Origin of the sequence: Hypericibacter sp. (genome assembly GCF_050729195.1) — a bacterium.
Classification (GTDB): domain Bacteria; phylum Pseudomonadota; class Alphaproteobacteria; order Dongiales; family Dongiaceae; genus Hypericibacter.
In genome coordinates, this window is record NZ_JBOHKS010000281.1 from 18,625 (window position 1) to 35,083 (window position 16,459).

17 protein-coding genes, 1 tRNA gene and 1 pseudogene are annotated in these 16,459 nt (G+C 64.2%); 11 read left to right on the plus strand and 8 right to left on the minus strand.

Annotated features, from left to right (window positions below; translation table 11 throughout):
- Positions 1 to 198: 198 nt before the first annotated feature.
- The 3 genes from ACREE8_RS23155 (at position 199) to ACREE8_RS23165 (ending at position 1,255) form a co-directional block, all read left to right on the plus strand.
- Positions 199 to 519, plus strand: coding sequence for an integration host factor subunit alpha (locus ACREE8_RS23155; protein ID WP_151177095.1), 321 nt, complete (start codon positions 199 to 201; stop codon positions 517 to 519).
- Entirely contained in the window at positions 519 to 1,073 is a 555-nt protein-coding gene (locus tag ACREE8_RS23160) for a MerR family transcriptional regulator (RefSeq protein ID WP_431575386.1), read from the plus strand. Before ACREE8_RS23155 ends, ACREE8_RS23160 begins: the two co-directional genes overlap by 1 nt.
- 105 nt (positions 1,074 to 1,178) lie before the next feature.
- A tRNA-Pro gene (locus ACREE8_RS23165) sits at positions 1,179 to 1,255 on the plus strand.
- Positions 1,256 to 1,336: 81 nt separating this feature from the next.
- Here ACREE8_RS23165 and ACREE8_RS23170 read toward each other — a convergent pair.
- From ACREE8_RS23170 to ACREE8_RS23180, 3 genes are all read right to left on the minus strand, one after another.
- A complete protein-coding gene (locus tag ACREE8_RS23170; RefSeq protein ID WP_431575387.1) occupies positions 1,337 to 1,708 on the minus strand; it encodes a hypothetical protein in 372 nt (123 codons plus the stop codon).
- Positions 1,709 to 1,863: 155 nt separating this feature from the next.
- Positions 1,864 to 2,127 (minus strand): hypothetical protein, encoded by a 264-nt coding sequence (locus ACREE8_RS23175; RefSeq protein WP_431575388.1) that lies wholly within the window; start codon positions 2,125 to 2,127, stop codon positions 1,864 to 1,866.
- A gap of 115 nt (positions 2,128 to 2,242) precedes the next feature.
- Complete coding sequence (locus tag ACREE8_RS23180) at positions 2,243 to 3,460, minus strand: pentapeptide repeat-containing protein (RefSeq protein WP_431575389.1); 1,218 nt, start codon at positions 3,458 to 3,460, stop codon at positions 2,243 to 2,245.
- 188 nt (positions 3,461 to 3,648) lie between these two features.
- Between ACREE8_RS23180 and ACREE8_RS23185 the strand changes: the two are divergent.
- The 7 genes and pseudogenes from ACREE8_RS23185 to ligD form a co-directional block, all read left to right on the plus strand.
- Positions 3,649 to 3,813 (plus strand): annotated as a pseudogene (locus tag ACREE8_RS23185) (DUF6496 domain-containing protein); the annotation flags it as partial.
- A gap of 103 nt (positions 3,814 to 3,916) precedes the next feature.
- Positions 3,917 to 4,183 carry a hypothetical protein gene (locus ACREE8_RS23190; protein WP_431575390.1) on the plus strand — a complete coding sequence of 89 codons (267 nt, stop codon included), beginning with the start codon at positions 3,917 to 3,919 and terminating at the stop codon, positions 4,181 to 4,183.
- 513 nt (positions 4,184 to 4,696) lie between these two features.
- Complete coding sequence (locus ACREE8_RS23195; protein ID WP_431575391.1) at positions 4,697 to 5,086, plus strand: PRC-barrel domain-containing protein; 390 nt, start codon at positions 4,697 to 4,699, stop codon at positions 5,084 to 5,086.
- Between the two features lie 133 nt (positions 5,087 to 5,219).
- Positions 5,220 to 5,522: a hypothetical protein gene (locus ACREE8_RS23200; RefSeq protein ID WP_431575392.1), complete on the plus strand. Its 303-nt coding sequence runs from the start codon at positions 5,220 to 5,222 to the stop codon at positions 5,520 to 5,522.
- A gap of 8 nt (positions 5,523 to 5,530) precedes the next feature.
- Entirely contained in the window at positions 5,531 to 5,782 is a 252-nt protein-coding gene (locus ACREE8_RS23205) for a hypothetical protein (protein ID WP_431575393.1), read from the plus strand.
- Entirely contained in the window at positions 5,775 to 6,674 is a 900-nt protein-coding gene (locus tag ACREE8_RS23210; protein WP_431575394.1) for a Ku protein, read from the plus strand. The genes ACREE8_RS23205 and ACREE8_RS23210 overlap by 8 nt, the downstream gene beginning before the upstream one ends.
- A complete protein-coding gene (gene ligD / locus ACREE8_RS23215; protein ID WP_431575395.1) occupies positions 6,671 to 9,346 on the plus strand; it encodes a DNA ligase D in 2,676 nt (891 codons plus the stop codon). The genes ACREE8_RS23210 and ligD overlap by 4 nt, the downstream gene beginning before the upstream one ends.
- A gap of 456 nt (positions 9,347 to 9,802) precedes the next feature.
- Here ligD and ACREE8_RS23220 read toward each other — a convergent pair whose 3' ends face one another.
- From ACREE8_RS23220 to ACREE8_RS23235, 4 genes are all read right to left on the minus strand, one after another.
- The gene (locus tag ACREE8_RS23220; RefSeq protein WP_431575396.1) at positions 9,803 to 10,846 is read right to left on the minus strand and encodes a CorA family divalent cation transporter; all 1,044 of its coding nucleotides are present in this window, start codon (positions 10,844 to 10,846) and stop codon (positions 9,803 to 9,805) included.
- 22 nt (positions 10,847 to 10,868) lie between these two features.
- Positions 10,869 to 12,491 carry an inorganic phosphate transporter gene (locus ACREE8_RS23225; protein WP_431575397.1) on the minus strand — a complete coding sequence of 541 codons (1,623 nt, stop codon included), beginning with the start codon at positions 12,489 to 12,491 and terminating at the stop codon, positions 10,869 to 10,871.
- 266 nt (positions 12,492 to 12,757) lie between these two features.
- Positions 12,758 to 13,507 (minus strand): acetoacetate decarboxylase, encoded by a 750-nt coding sequence (locus ACREE8_RS23230; protein ID WP_431575398.1) that lies wholly within the window; start codon positions 13,505 to 13,507, stop codon positions 12,758 to 12,760.
- A 32-nt stretch (positions 13,508 to 13,539) separates the two neighbouring features.
- The gene (locus ACREE8_RS23235) at positions 13,540 to 14,322 is read right to left on the minus strand and encodes a 3-hydroxybutyrate dehydrogenase (protein WP_431575399.1); all 783 of its coding nucleotides are present in this window, start codon (positions 14,320 to 14,322) and stop codon (positions 13,540 to 13,542) included.
- Positions 14,323 to 14,570: 248 nt separating this feature from the next.
- Here ACREE8_RS23235 and ACREE8_RS23240 point away from each other — a divergent pair, with 248 nt between their 5' ends.
- Positions 14,571 to 15,731 (plus strand): patatin-like phospholipase family protein, encoded by a 1,161-nt coding sequence (locus ACREE8_RS23240; RefSeq protein ID WP_431575400.1) that lies wholly within the window; start codon positions 14,571 to 14,573, stop codon positions 15,729 to 15,731.
- Between the two features lie 60 nt (positions 15,732 to 15,791).
- On the opposite strand, the gene ACREE8_RS23245 is transcribed toward ACREE8_RS23240, so the two are convergent.
- Positions 15,792 to 16,459, minus strand: a 668-nt coding sequence (locus ACREE8_RS23245) for a calcium-binding protein (protein WP_431575401.1), incomplete at its 5' end; no start/stop codon positions are given.

The following is a 16,459-nucleotide window of genomic DNA, read 5'->3' on the forward strand; positions in this document are numbered from 1 at the left end:
CTGCCCCGGTGATGACACAGAGTTGCCGCGGATGAGGATTAGACCGTCCGAACAAGCCCATGCATCATGGTTAACGCGATTCGCTCGTGGGTTGGATTCGTCATCGCCCACGCAGGTTCAAGAGCAGGGCCGATCCTGCTGTAATTGACTGATTTCCCGCCGCGCGCTAGCGTTTTGGATGAAGAACGGGGGAATGCCATGAGCAACACGGTCACCCGAGCCCAACTCAGCGAGGCCGTCTATCAAGAGGTCGGCCTGTCGCGCAACGAGTCGGCTGATCTGGTGGAGACGGTGCTGAAGGAGATCGCTGACACGCTGGCCAAAGGCGAGACTGTGAAAATTTCGTCATTTGGCACCTTCATGGTTCGCCAGAAGGGACAGCGGATCGGGCGGAACCCGAAGACCGGCGAGGAAGTTCCGATCAAGCCGCGCAAGGTGCTGGTTTTCCGCGCCTCGCATGTCTTGAAGCATCGCGTCAATGGCGGCAGTCCTGAAACGGCGCCGAAAGAGGTCGACTGATGCCGCTGCCCCAACCGCAGCGCCGCAATGAAGCGGAGAACGCCGTGCCGGCGGAGAGCCGGGACGCGGCGGGTCGCCGTCATGAGAAATCGGCGAGTGCCTTTCGCACGATCAGCGAAGTGGCGACCGAACTTGATGTGCCGCAGCATGTGTTGCGGTTTTGGGAAACCAAGTTCTCACAGGTCCGCCCGCTGAAACGCGGCGGCGGCCGCCGCTATTACCGGCCCGAGGATGTCGAGCTGCTGCGGGCCATCCGCAAGCTGCTTTATGAAGAAGGCTACACGATCAAGGGCGTGCAGCGGCTGATGCGCGAGGGTGTGTTCCGCATCCGCGCCCAGGAGATGGCGGTGCCCGAAACCGGCGACGCGGCGGAGTTGCCCACCGCCGAGCTGGATCTGGGTCACGAACCGGTGCCGGAGACGGCGGCCGCGGGCCACCCGGTCGAAACCGCCGCCGAAACGGCGGACCCGGCCAGCCATCGCCGCGAGCTCATCGAGAACGCGATCGAGGAGCTGACCGAGCTCCGCAACCGGTTGGCGCGTCTGCTGGGCTGATTCGATCGTTTTGCTGTTTTGGCCGCGTTCCCGTGGGGCTTGAGCCTGCGGGGAAGCGGCGGTTGCCTGGACCGGGGCGGGCCGCTATAAGGACCGCCCTAAGGCCGGAGCGTGGCGCAGCCTGGTAGCGCACCAGACTGGGGGTCTGGGGGTCGCAGGTTCAAATCCTGTCGCTCCGACCATCTTCCCCCGAGCTCGAATCCCGCAACGTCAATCGCACCGACAGGCACCATCGCCCGCCGGATCGATGAGTTGCGATCTCGTCATCGCGTCGTGATGCGCGCCGCCCGTCCGTTGGCGGCTCCATTGCCGGACCGAGTGGGTTGAGCCGGCTTCGGAACCGGTGCCGGCGTCGGCGGCACGCTCGCGCGCAAACGTTCCGCCAGCCCGTCCAATTGCGCGGCGATCTCGCTGACGGCCAAAGTGCCCAGCGCCGGGCTGTCATACTGCTGCAAGCGGACCTGCGCATCGATCGCCATTCGATCGATCATCCGCGCGGTCAGGACACCTTCCTCGCGCAGCGCGGTCACCGCCGCCTGGAACATGATCAGATCCGCGGTGATCGTGCAGAACATGGTCTGCAATGTGGATTCCGCGTCCGCGATGCGTTGCTCGAGCTCTTCGATCTTTGACATCTTCGTCTCTCGGCGATGATAGGGAAGCCGTGCAGGCGTAATTTTGAATCGGCTCTGTTACCTTTCAATGCACCGCGCGGGATTTCTGTCATCGGCCACAAATTTGCTCGCGCTGCGAGCAGCCGGCGTTCTCGGCGGCTACTCTTGCGGAAATTTCATTCCAGCCATGAGCGCAGAATCGGCCAGGCCGCGATCGCGCTGAAGATCGCCGCGGCGACGGCCAGCCATACAACCCAGCGGAATCGCGCACGCTCGAGCGCTTCGGCCGCGCGACTCTTTTCGGCAAGCCAGTTCTCCACAAAGCTGCGCGAGGGATGCGGATCGCTGTCGACGATGCCCCTGACATCGGCGCCGCGGCCGTAATTGGTGCCGGTCCCCTGGAGCTTGGCGGCCACGACCTGCGGGCCCAGCGCCTCCATGGCGGCCAGCCATCGCCGTTCCGGAGAAGCGCTCCGATTGTCGTTCGAGTTCATGCGGAAAGAGCGCGGAACGCCGGATTGGGTTCCGCAGGTCGAGCTCTCTGTCTTGGCTGGTCTATCCCCTGAAGGGGAAACCGGTCCCGGCCAGGGCGGTCTCGCTGAAATCGCCGGCGAACACGTCGGCGCCGGCGAAGACGCTGCGCGAGATCAGGGCGCCACGAAAGCTGGTGGCGATCTGCCCGCCGCCGCCGGCGAGGGGCAGGGGCGCGATGCGGCAGCCCGACAGGTCGGCGCCAGTGAGATTCGCGCCGTCGAAACGTCCGCCGCTGACCTTGGCGCCGCGAAAACACGCCTCGCGGAGGTCGGAACCGCTGAAATCGACCGCGAAAATCCGGGCCTCGCCGAAATCAGCGCCGCTGAGGCTGCAGCGACGGAACACGACGAGCCGCAGGAGCTTGCCCGAGAGATCGATGCCCGACAGATCGGCCCGTTCGAAGACGGCCTGCTTTCCCTCGCGCCCGTCCGATTGCAGCCATTTCTCATGGGCCGCGATTACGGCGGTGAAATTGTCGCGGTTGTTCACCGGCGGCGGATCGAACTTCGCGTCGCGCGCCCAGGCTTTGACCTGGTTCAAGTCTTCCGGCATCAGGCCGGTGAGGTCGGCGCCGGTGAAGACCGTCTTGTCGATCGAGACGCCGACCATCTTGGCGCCGGTGAGCCGTGCGCTGGTGAAGTTGGTGCGCGACAGGTTGGCGCCGCGCAGATCGACGCCCGTCATGTCGCAGCCGGAGAAATCGGCATCGACCATGGTCGCATTGGCCATGATGGCGCCGGCCAACTTGGCACCCTTGAAGACCGAGCCCGACAGCTTGGCGTTACTGAGATCGGCCCGGAAGAAATTGGTCATCTCCCCTTCGGCGGCACCGTCGCTCTCGATCTCGCCCGGCCGACGAGGGCCCCGGTGGCGATAGAGCACGCCTTCGCGCAGATCGGCCTCGTGCAGATCCGCCCCTTCGAGATCGGTGCCGGCGAGGCGCGCTCCGCGCAGGACCGCGCGCGTCAGCTTCGCGCCGCGCAGATGCGCGCCCGACAGGTTGGCGCCGAAGAAATCGCATTCCGCGAGGTTGCAACCGTCGAACCGGGCGCCGCCCAGATCGGCGCCGGTGAAGACCATGCCATGAAGATCGAGGCCCGAGAGATCGATGCCGGGGAGCGCGCAATAGGAGAGCTCGCCGCGCTTGCCTTTGGCCGGCGTCTTGGTCCAGAGGAGATGGGTCCCCACGATCGCTTTGAGTTCTTCGGGCGAAGGGATCTTGAGATCGGCTTTGGTCATGTCAGGCCTGGATCGAGGGTCGCTGGTTTGTCGAGGGCTTTCTTTCGTCGCGGCGGTCGAGTATGCCGCTATGCAGCCGCCGGTTGCCCCGGAGACGGCTGCAAACGGATGCCATTTCAGCCAGCATAATGGCGGAGCGTTAACCGTTCCTTCTCCGATAAGGTCACCATCGTCGGCACCTCAAAAGCGGACCCGGCGGCAAAGGCGGAACGGTGAACAGCCGGGCCCAAGCCCTTGCCATCGGCATTTCCGAGGCGCGCAAGGAAGTGCCTGCCAAGCGCAGCCGAAAGAAATGGCGGCAAGCGCCTTGTGGCTTTCCTGTGGTCGGAAATTTCACGCGCCATCCGCAATAGCGCAGGCCCCGCATGGGCCGGACTTCATCTTCGACAGCGGAACCCCGTCCGGACCCTCGCGTTGTTCCTGATATCGACAACCCGAATATGAAGGGACCAGATCATGGGTAACCCAATGGACAAGCCGGTCCAGCCGAATCAGAATCCGCAGCAGGCGCAGCAGAATCCGCAGCGGAATCCGGGGCAGGGCCAGGGTCAGAAGCCGAGTGATCCCAGCCAGCATGACCCGAGCCAGCGCGACAAGACGGGCAATCCGCAGGACCGCTACGCGTCCGGAACGGATCGTGCTCGCGACGTGCCCGTTGACCGGAAGGGTGGGCAGGACAAGCCCGGCGCCGGCCGTGACAACGAGCGCGGCAACAAGAACTAAGCTCTCGCGAAAGCGAAGACGCAGACGGCTGGGCCACCACGGTTTTGCTGAACGCGTCCGAGCGAAGGCCCGGCGTTGCCCACGCAACGCCGGGCCTGTTCGTTTCGAGCGCCTGAAGAACATGCAGATGGAGGTTCCGATGACCATGCAGCTCATGACCGAGACGCCGGTCCGGCCGGACTTCGTTCGCCGCCGCCTCCTGTCTCGAGCGCGCTATGCGGCGATCATTCCCGGCCGGCCCGATCCCGATCCGCCGACACCCGTGCCGCCAGGTCCGCCCATGCCTGGCGATCCGGTACCGGGCGACCCAGGCCCGACCGATCCGCCGATGCCGTCACCAGGGGGAGATAACCCCGATTTGCCGCCTGGCCAGCCGCCCGATCGGCCGCCGGGCCCGGCACCCAGTCGACCGCCGCTCAAATTGCGGTTCCGCGGCTAGGGAACGGATCCGGTCCGAGACAGTTACCTGAACATCGCCGGGGCGCCTCACATCGGATCATCAAGGAGACGACAATGGCATCGCCACTTCCGAAGACGCAAAGCACGCTCGAGCAGTGTGAGACCTACAGCCTGATCGGGGCCAACAAGGTCAACGGCACCCATATCTACAATCCCAAGGGCGATCATCTCGGCGAAGTGGACGAGATCATGATCGACAAGCTCTCGGGCAAGGTGGCTTACGCGGTCGCGACGCTCGGTGGCTTCCTCGGCCTCGGCCAGAGCCGTTATGCGCTGCCCTGGTCGGTGCTCAGCTACGACACCGGCAAGAGCGGCTATATCGTCGCGCTCGACGCCGACAAGCTGAAGAAGGCTCCTCGCTACGAGAACGAATCCACGCTCGCCGATCGCGAATGGGGCAAGAGCCTCCATGACTATTACGGCATTCCGCCCTACTGGCTCTAAAAGGGTCAGAACCGGGAAACCGGGCAGGTCCGATGCGGCGATAGCGCCGCACCGGCCGGCCCGGCCACGCTTGTTGAATATGCCAGGTCCGGGCTTGGCACGCTCCGGCTGGCCGGTCTCCGAGGAGAGGAATATGCCGCGCGGCGACAAGTCCAAATATTCACCCAAGCAGAAGCGCCAGGTGGAGCATATTGAGGAGAGCTTTGAGAAGCGCGGCTTCTCGCCCAAGGAAGCGGCGGGACGCGCCTGGGCGGTCGAGAACAAGATCTCCGGCGGGGGCCGTCTCGGCGGCTCGGGCGAAGGCAAGCCGGAAAACAAGGAGCCCTACAAAAAGGGCGGCAAACGAGGCGGACGGGCAGCAGCGGCGCGGCCCGCCGCGGCGCGTTCGGCCTCCGCCAAGAAGGCGGTCCGGACGCGCGCTCGCCGCGGAAAGTAGAACGGGTGATGAAGGACGAGCGTCTGTTGAAGGACGACGGCATCATGAACCAGGATTCGACCGAGCCCTTCATGGCCGATCGAGAACAAGGTGAGGAGTTGCGCGCCATGACACAGGACACTCAGAAGACCACCTTGAGCACCCAGAAGGCCCGGTCGGGCGAAACCTCCGGGCATCTGCGGATCATTCTTGGGACATCGCTCGTCCTCGTCATCGTGGCGCTGGGCGCACTGCTGATTTTCTATACCTCCCATGGCTGAGGCCGTTACCGCGCGCCCTTACTGGACAGGGGCTATCAGGCTCTCGCTCGTGGTCTTGCCGGTTCGGCTTTATCACGCCGTCGACACACGCAGCGAAGTCCATTTCCATCAGATCCATAAAGCCTCGGGCAAACGCGTCCGGCACCAGAATGTGGTGCCGGGGCGCGGGGCCGTGGAGCGCGATGAGATCGTCAAGGGCTACGAATATGCGAAGGACCAGTATGTGCTGCTGGAGCCGGAGGAGCTGAAGGCGGTCCGGCTGGAATCGGCCGACAGCTTCGCCATCGTGCAATTCGTCGATCGCAACGAGATCGACGCGATCTATTTCGACGAACCCTATTTCGTCGTGCCCGATGGCGATTCCGGCTTGGAGGCCTTTGCTGTCGTGCGCGATGCGCTGCGCGCCGAGAAGAAGGTGGGGCTGGGGCAGATCGTGCTGTCGGGCCGGGAGCGGATCGCGGCCCTGCAACCCTGCGGCAAGGGCATGCTGCTCGAGACCCTGCGCTACGCCGACGACCTCAAGAAGGCCGGCAAATATTTCGACGACATGAAGAAGGTGACGGTCGACAAGGACCAGCTCGGCCTTGCCAAGAAGCTGATCGAGCAGAAGGCGGCGCCCTTCGATCCGGAGCGCTTCAAGGACCATTACGAGAATGCTCTGCGCGAGCTGATCGAGCGAAAGCTCAAATCGAAAGGCCGCCGCATCCGCGCTGAAGAGCCGGAGCACAAAGGGGCCGAAGTCATCGATCTGATGGAGGCATTGCGCCAGAGCGTCGGCCGCAGAGGCGGCACCCCCAAGACGAGCGCGCCGGAGCCCGAAGAGGCGTCGGCGAAAAAGGCCTCGACGCCGCGCCGACCTGTTGCGCGCAGCAAGACAAGAAAGCGGGCATGAGATCGAAGCCGTCGCGCGGCTCGAAGGCCGCGGACGAAGACCGATCGCTGGCGCGCTATCGGGCCAAGCGCGACTTCAAGGCGACGCCCGAGCCGCGCGGTGTCGAGACACGCGCCAAGGGACACCGCTATCTGATCCAGAAACATGCCGCGCGCCGGCTCCATTACGATTTCCGCCTGGAGCTGGATGGTGTGCTCAAGAGTTGGGCCGTGACCCGGGGTCCCAGCCTCGATCCCGCCGATAAGCGCCTCGCCGTTCATGTCGAAGACCATCCTCTTGCCTATGGCAGTTTCGAGGGGATCATCCCCAAGCCCCAATATGGCGGCGGCACCGTCATGCTCTGGGATGAAGGAAGCTGGGAGCCGTTGGGCGATGCCCATGAGATGCTTCGCGCCGGCCGGCTCAAATTCCACTTGGACGGCGAGCGGTTGAAGGGCGAGTGGAGTCTCGTCCGGATGCGAAATCGCTCACCGCGAGAAAACCACGAGAACTGGCTGCTGATAAAGCACCCGGACAGCGCCGCGCGGCCCGGCGAGGGCGACAGCCTTCTGGAGACGGAGGATCGCAGCGTCGCCTCCGGTCGCAGCATGGAGGAAATCGCCCGCAGCCGGTCGGTCTGGAACAGCGAGGCGCGGTCAAACGGCGAGGCGCCGAAGCCCGCGGTCGAACCCGAGACACCGGCAGAGAAGCCCGAGAAGCCGACCGAACCGACCAAGGCCGCGAAGCGCGCCAAACTGCCGGATTTCGTCCAACCGCAATTGGCGACCCGGGTCGAAGGCCCTCCCACCGGACCCGACTGGCTGCATGAGATCAAGCTCGACGGCTACCGGATCCAGGCGCGGCTGGAGCGGGGGAAGGTGCAGCTCCTCACGCGGCGAGGCCTCGACTGGAGCCATCGTTTCGCCGGCATTGCCAAGGCCATCGAAGCCTTGCCCGCCAAGTCGGCCTTGCTGGATGGTGAGGTCGTCGCCTTCGCCGAGAACGGGCTTTCCGACTTCGGGCACCTGCAGGCGATCCTGGGTGGCGAGGAAAAGGGTGAGCTCGCCTTCGTTCTCTTCGACCTGCTCTATCTCGATGGCTACGACCTCCGACCCTTGCCGCTGCTCGAGCGCAAGGCGAAGCTTTTGAAGCTACTGGGCGGGAACGAGCGCGGACCGCTGCGTTTTAGCCAGCATTTCGACCAGGATGGCGCCGAGATCTATCGCCGTGCCTGCGAGCTCTCGCTCGAAGGCGTGGTGTCGAAGCAGGCGCACGAGCCCTACCGGTCTGGCCGCGGCCTGGGCTGGCTCAAATCCAAATGCCGCGAGCGCCAGGAATTCGTGATCGCCGGCTTCACCAAGCCGACGAAGGACTTGCCCGAGATCGGCTCGCTGGTCCTGGGCTATGGCAGCGACGGGGCGTTCCGCTATGCGGGCCGCGTCGGCACGGGCTTCAGCCAACGGCAATCGTTGGAGCTGAGGCGCAAGCTCGAGCGGATGCGTCAGGACAAGTCGCCCTTCGATGCCTTGCCGGCGGCGGCCCGGCGCGGCGTCACATTCGTCAAACCGACGCTGGTGTGCGAGATTGAGTTCGCCACCTGGACGCGGGACGGCCTCGTGCGCCAGGCTTCGTTCCTGGGCTTGCGCGAAGACAAGCCCGCCAGCCAGATCACACGCGAGAAACCCATGGCACGCGCGAGCACGCCGCCGTCAAAGATCGGGAAGAAGAAGCCCGCCCGCGCCGCCGCGCGAAAGCCGGCCGCGGGCGCCAAAGGCCAAGCGCCGGACTCCTTGAAGGAGGAGAGCTTTCATGGCGTCCGTCTGACTCATCCCGACAAGCTGCTCTACAAGGAGCAGGGCATCACCAAGCAGGCTCTGGCGCAGTATTATGTCGATGTGGCCGATGACATCATGCCGCATGTGCGCCGGCGCCCCTTGGCGATCGTGCGCTGCCCGGACGGCGCCAGCGGCGCCTGCTTCTATCAGAAGCATCTCTCGGCCGGCATGCCCGACGCCATCAAGCCCTTCAGCGTCAAGGGTAAGACCGGACGGGAGACCTATGTCTCGATCGATGATGAGCGCGGCCTGATCGCGCTGGTGCAGTTCGGTGTGTTGGAAATTCATCCCTGGGGTGCTTCCGTCGACGATGTCGACAAGGCGGATCGCATCATCTTCGATCTCGATCCCGATCCGGGCGTCGCCTGGCCCGAGGTCGTCAGCGCGGCCGCGGAAGTGCGCGAGCGGCTGAAGGAGCTCAAGCTCGAAAGCTTCCTCAAGACGACGGGCGGGAAGGGGCTGCATGTTGTGGCGCCCCTGAAGCCGATGATTCCCTGGGAGCCGGTCAAGCGCTTGACGCAAGTCATCGCCATGAGCATGGCCTCCGACAATCCCGCGCGTTATCTGGCGAAGGCGTCGAAAGCTGCGCGCAAGGGCAAGATCTTCATCGACTATCTGCGCAACGACCGCGGATCGACGGCGGTCGCGCCCTATTCGACCCGGGCGCGCGAAGGGGCGCCGATCTCGACTCCGCTCGATTGGCGCGAGCTGGGCCCCGACATCAAATCCGATCATTTTCGCCTCGGGAACATTCGGGACCGGCTGGCCAAACTGAAACGCGATCCCTGGGGGGGCTTTTTCAACCTCCGCCAGTCCTTAAGCGCGAAGACGCTGGCGCAGCTCGAAGGATCGCGTTGACCGTTGGATAGCGACGCTCGCGGCAAGAATGGTGAACGCCGTCAACATCGTGTCGCAGCGCCCCCTATACGGTCGGATAGTCCCGCTTCCTTAGGTTTAGCTGTCCCTTTGCCGCCTGGATTCCGGGCACCCGCTGCCGCATAGAAAGCGCAAGCAGCGCCGTCGAACTCGGACGGCCTGTAAGCGTGGCAACGCCATGCGGCAAGACCTCAGGCCCCGCCCTTGGGTAACGCCGCGCGGCAACGCCCCGCAGTGCCGTCCAGGTAAGGCCGGGCCTTCGGGCCCGGCCGAACGGCGCGGCCGACAGTCCAGGCGTTTCGTGGCGTCCCCCCACGCCTTACGGAATCCGGATCGTCGATGACGCGGTCACAACGACGGCCCTCCCATCGGCAGCCCCCCGCCGGTGGGAGGGTCTCGTCGTTTCGATCTGCCGCCGAGTTCAATCGAGGTGCTGGATCACTTCACGACGCCGCGCCGCTTCAGGAAGCGTGTCAGCCGGCGCAGCAGGCCGAAGGCAAAAGCCGCGGACAGGGCTCCCAGCGTCAGCGTGATGAAAACGCCGTAGGAACTCTGACCCAGCGGCAGTCCGCCCACATTCATCCCGAAAACGCCGAACACCAGGGACGGCGGCAGCAGCAGGGCCGTCAGGATCGACAACGCGTGAAGATGGCGATTGGTCTCGGTCGCGAGCTTGGTGGCGATCTCGTCCTGCAGCAACCGGCCTCGCTCCAGCATCGCCACCGCCTCGTGATCCAGTGCGGAGAGACGATGCAGGCAATGCTGGCTGTCCAGTTGAAGCCTTGTCGCCGTGGCCGCCTTCTCGAGCGAAGGACCCACCCGCTCGAACAGCGCGCAAAGCCCGGCCAGCCGCCGATGCGCCCGCACCAGATGGCGGCGATGGCGGGCCAAACCTAGATTGTCGCCCAAGCTCTTGTCGGACAGGAGCTCGTCCTCGATCCGATCGAATCCGTTCGAGAGGATGTTCAGCTTGCCGGCTATGTCGGCGGCGATCTGGTCGAGAATGGCCTGGAGGAGGGCCCCGGGTGCCGAGAGGCGCTGCCCTTGCTCGATTGCCTGATGGACGAACCAGGTCGCCTGGAGGGCATGGCGCCAGCCGGTGACGATGACATGATGCGAGAGCGCAAAGCGCAGGTGGCTCGGCTCTTCGGCACTGCCATCGATCTCGCGGACGAGATCGGGCAGGCAACCGGCGACCAATCCGTCATAGCAATGGAGGGTCGGATGCTCCTGCGCCGACAGCAATGTGAGGCGTGCGGAGTCCCTCAAGGTGGGCGTTCCCGTCAGCCAATGGCGGGCCCGCATATCCACGAGATCGAAATGAAGCCAATACCAGTCGTCGCTGGCAGGGTGGAGATTGACCGGCTGGCCAAGCGGCACCACCGTCGCCCTGCCGGTCGGATCGAAGCGCCAAGCCCATAACAGTCCGGGAAGAACCCCCTTGTCGGCCGGTATCGACAAGGGGGCTTGGTCGTAGGCCATGATGGGGCCGAGGCCCGCCGTTCTAGAACAAGTGACGGAAGATGAAGTAGAGCCCGCCCGAGAGCAGGATCGCGCAGGGCAGCGTCAGCACCCAGGCCATCAGCAGGTTGCGGACGGTCGACCATTGCAGGCCTGACTTGTTGGCCACCATGGTGCCTGCCACGCCTGAGGAGAGGACATGGGTAGTCGATACCGGCAGGCCATACATGTCGGCCGCCGCGATCGTGCTCATCGCCACCAGCTCGGCGGCGCCGCCCTGGGCATAGGTCAGATGGGCTTTGCCGATTTTCTCGCCGACCGTCACGACGATGCGTCGCCAGCCGACCATGGTGCCCAGCCCCAGCGCGATCGCGACCGCGATCTTGACCCAGAGCGGAATGAACTTGGTCGAATTGTCGAGCGACTTGCGCAAGGCCGCGAGATTCTTGGTCGCTTTCTCGTCGAGCTGCAGATTGCCTGCCTTCTGCATCACGCGAATGGCCTCGGAGGACAGATACATATCGTTGCGGACGTTCTGGACCGCCTCGGAGGGGACAGCGCTCAGGTTGCCGTAATGGCCGATCTGCGTGGAGATCTCGCCGATCAGCTGGCTCAGGGCCGGCAGGGTCTCCGGTGCCGGCTGATGGGTGCGGACATAGGCGACGACCGCATCGCGGATATTGGCCGGGGCTGCGACACCGTTGGTGAAGGGCGCTATGGATTCCTGCGTTACCTGCGCCAGGGCTTCGAACTGCGTGACCTGCTCGTTGGGCATCGCGCGGTTGAGCGCATAGGCCGTGGGCACGGTGCCGATCAGGATCAGCATGATGAGGCCCATGCCCTTCTGGCCGTCATTCGAGCCGTGGGCGAAGCTGACGCCGGTGCAGGTCAGCACCAGCAGGCCGCGGATCCACCAGGGCGGCGGCTGCTTGCCCTTGGGCTCGCTGTAGAGGGCCTTGTTCTTGATGAACGCCTTCATCGCCAGGAGCAGGAGGGCGGCGCAGCTGAAGCCGATCAGCGGCGACAGCAGGAGCGCATAGCCGATCTTCACGGCCTGGCCCCAATCGACGCCGCTCGTGGCGCTGCCGGCCGTTGCCATCAACTGGTTGGCGAGGCCGACGCCGATGATGGAACCGATCAGCGTGTGCGAGCTCGAGGCCGGCAGGCCCAGGGACCAGGTGCCCACATTCCAGATGATGGCCGCGATCAACAGCGCGAACACCATCGAGAAGCCGGCATCCGATCCGACCTGGAGGATCAACTCCACCGGCAGCAGCGAGATGATGCCGAAGGCCACGGCGCCGGTCGAGAACAGCACGCCGAGGAAATTGAAGAAGCCGGACCAGACCACCGCGAAATGCGCGGGCAGCGAATGGGTATAGATCACTGTCGCGACGGCGTTCGCCGTATCATGGAATCCATTGACGAACTCGAACCCCAGCGCGATCAGCAGCGCGATACCCAGCAGCAGGAAGGGAAGGAAGGAGGTGGCATGGACCTTCGCATTGTCCATGTCAGAATAGATGCTGTAGGCGGTGTAGAGCAGGCCGACGGCCAGAAGCCCGACGAACAGGATCAAAGTCAGGGGATTGATCCCGCTGTCGAGCTTCGGTTTTTCGGAACCATGGGCGCCGGTCGGCAGACGAGAGGCGGCGAGATCGGTCATTGGTGGGCTCCAGATGCCGGAAATTCGTCCGGCGATTTGAGCAGCCCATTGTTACGCTGGTGTGATGAGTTCGCCGAACTCTGGGGGCGGATAGCATTTTCGCGGAGGAGAGGCGACGGGAACGGTCGGGAGACCGTCATTCCCTCGTCATGCCGCTACGGGCGCGCATGACGAATGAACATAGTGCGGCGATCCGCGCGCTCACCACCCCCGCTTTCGTGTTTGGTTTCGAGGGGTGGTGTCATAAGGAAGTTCAGCCTCACCCCTTAGACGGGATGATTATAGTCATAGACGACGCGGCCATAGGGCAGCGTCAGGTCGGCGATGAAATGGTGCGCGCCGAGCACGCGTCGCACAGGAAAATCGGCGACCGGGGCGTTCACATGGGGAATGAGATGGAGCCGCGCGGGGCCGGCCCAGGAGCCCTTCACGGTGATCTCGGTCAGGTTATAGGCGACGAGCTGACAGATCTCGGGGCGGCCATCGACGCCCGGGATCAGTTTCAGATTGATCTGGGTCTTGGAGAGCGTGGCCGTGGTCTTCGCGCCGTTGCCGGCCATGCTCTCATGCTTGTAGGCCATGGTGCCCATGGCCACGGGCTGTCCGGCATATGCCAATGTGCCGGTCAGCGTGTCCTTGACGATCTCGAACTTCGGATGGGCGTACTTCTTGGGAAAGCCCCAGATCTCGCGACCCGCCACGATCGGCGGGTCGTCGTCGAGATACATCTGGCTGCAGAAATTGACGTCCTCGCCCTTGAAGCGGCAGGGGATTACCAGGCCTGACTCGGTGTAGCTGCCGAAGCCCGAGCTGTCCGGCATGCGGATCCATTCGAAGGCCACCAGCGGCTGCGCAAGCGGTTCGAGCGGTTCGGGCAGCTGTTCGCGAATGACCGCCGGATCGGTCTCGTAGCTGATGATCATGTATTCGCGATTGACGAAGCGATAGGGCCCGGCCGGATAGCTGGGGCTCGCCAGCGGCATGGAGGGCAGGCGGAGAACGTCTTCCTTGCGCATGATCTTCCCTTGGTCTCTTTTAGCTTTTGCGTTCAGTGTGCGGTCCAGCCGCCATCGATCGACAGCGCAGCACCGGTGATCGAGGCGGCGGCATCGGAGGCAAGGAAGACGGCGAGGGCGCCGACATCCGAGACCTCGACGAACTTCTTGGTCGGCTGCGCTTCCAGGATGACGTCGCGGATGACGGCTTCTTCCGAGATGCCGCGCGCCTTGGCCGTGTCGGGGATCTGCTTCTGCACCAGCGGCGTCATCACATAGCCGGGGCAGATCGCGTTGACGGTGATGCCGGCCTCGGCGGTCTCCAGCGCCACGGTCTTGGTGAGGCCCAGCAGCCCGTGCTTGGCCGCGACATAGGCCGCCTTGAAGGGCGAGGCCACCAGGCCGTGCGCCGACGACATGTTGATGATGCGGCCCCATTTCTTCTTTCTCATATAGGGCACGACCAGGCGCGTGGCGTAGAAGGCCCCCGAGAGGTTGATGGACAGGATCGAATCCCATTTTTCGATCGGGAACTCCTCGATCGGCGAGACGAACTGGATCCCAGCATTGTTCACGAGAATATCCACGCCGCCGAACTTGCTCTCGGCAAGCGCGATCATCTGTGCCATGTCGGCCGGCTTGCTGATATCCGCAGGGCTGTAGATCACCTCGATCTTGTGCTCCTTGGCGAGGCCCGCACGCAGGGTCTCGATCTCCTGTGCGTTGCCAAAGCCGTTCAGCACGAGGTTGGTGCCTTGCTTGGCGAATTCGCGCGCGATCTCGAGGCCGATGCCGCTGGTCGAGCCGGTAATGAGGGCGGTCTTCGTGGCGTTCATGATGATTCATCCATGTAAGGGGAGGGAGTCTGCGGCGAGAGGCCGCGAAAAAGCCGGGCGAAGGAGGATGTCGGTGCGACCGGGTCCCCTCATATAGGAACAACGGCCACGCCTGTGCGACGATTGTTTGACAGCACGGTGACTCCGAAGATGGTAGGTTATAGGCGCCTTGTCACGTCACCTGCTCGTCATATCGCTGCTCTAATGTTCCGGGCGCGGCCCGGCGGCCGAACTTCAGGAGATTTGTGATGGATGCCCAGACGCCAGTTGGAGTTAAGCCCGCTGCCACACGGGGTTGGCGGCCCGAGCGCTGCGACCGGGTGGCCCTGATCCTGCAGGGCGGGGGTGCGCTGGGGGCCTATCAGGCCGGCGTCTACCAGGCGCTTCATGAAGCCAGGATCGAGCCGGACTGGGTTTCGGGCGTGTCGATCGGCGCCATCAACGCCGCCATCATCGCCGGCAATCTGCCGGAACAGCGGCTGGACCGGCTCAGGACCTTTTGGGAGCGGATCACCGAGCGCAAGGTCTGGCACTACACGCCCGACGGCGACATCTATCGCAAGATCCGCAACACCGTGAGCTCGCTTCTCACCATTTCGAGCGGGCAGCCGGGCTTCTTCGAGCCCCGGATTCCGGGGCCCTGGTTCGCCGCCACCGGTGCCCGCGACGCCATCAGCTATTATGACAGCGCGCCGCTGCGCGAGACCCTGCTGGAACTGGTCGATTTCAAGATGATCAACAACCAGGAGATCCGGTTCGCCGTCGGCGCCGTCAATGTGATGACCGGCAACTTCATGTATTTCGACAATGCGAAGGAGATCATCGAGCCGGAGCATGTCATGGCCAGCGGCGCCCTGCCGCCGGCCCTGCCGTCGATCAAGATCGGCACCGACTACTACTGGGATGGCGGCATCGTCTCGAACACGCCGCTGCAGCAGCTGCTCGACGAGGAGGACAGCCTCAATACGCTGGCCTTCCAGGTCGACCTCTTCAATGCGCGCGGTCCCATGCCACGCGACATCCAGGACGTGATGGCCCGGCAGAAAGACATCATTTATTCCTCGCGCACCCGCTACAACACGGACGTCTATCGCCGCCTGCACAAATGGAAGACGCGCCTGGGCCACGCGCTGAAGAAGGTCCCGGACGAGCTGCTGAACGAGGAAGAGAAGAAGCTTCGCGACGAGCTCTCCGACCTGCCCGAGATCGTGATCCTGCAGCTGATCTATCAGCAGAAGGCCTATGAGGGGCAGGCCAAGGATTACGAGTTCTCAGGCACCTCCATGCGCGAGCATTGGCAGAGCGGCTTCGAGGACACCATGAACACGCTCAAGCACAAGCAGTGGCTCGAGATGCCGCCCGAAGGCTCCGGCTGCGTGGTGCATGACGTGCACCGGCAAGAAGACTGAGGTCCCGCGGAGGGCGCGCCGGACAGACGCCACCCTCCGCATTCGTCCGGTCTTCTGCCGTCAGGTCGTCAGATGGACAGTCACGTCGTCGTTCACCACGGCATAGACGTTGCCACCGGGGCTTTGCGACGCATAGACATGATAGTCATGGGGTGCGTTGCCGGCGTCGATCGCGTTCCAGAACGCGCCGTTGAGCGTGAGCTGATCGCCACTGTCGCCATTGACGCGGACTGCCGCACCCTTGCCGGGCGCATGCTCGCCCGCGATCGTCGGGGCAAAGGTCCCGTCGCCGAGATCGAGCACGTCGTTGACGTTCAACGTCAGTGAGCCGGTGCCGTGCCCGTCCTTCATGGACAGGGTCTCGATGCCGTGGATGCGGGCGCTGACCGCGGGCTGGGTCAGATCCAGGCTGCCGTTGAATTGCAGCACATCGCCCTGATGGACCCTCAGGTCCTGCCCTATCTGATCGCCGCCGTCGATCGTGCCGAACCCGGTGTTGTCGAACAGCCGAATGGTATCGTCGCCGTTCCCACCTGCCGCCTGATCGGCGGTGCGGGTCAGAAGCAGGTCGTTGCCTGACCCGCCGTCGAGGTGATCGCCGACGGTATCGTTGCCGCCATCGAGCGTGTCATTGCCGCTGCCGCCACTGATCGTATCGGCGCCGGCATGCCCGTCGATGCTGTCACTGCCACCATTGCCGTTGATCTGATCCGGCCCCCCATAGCCAA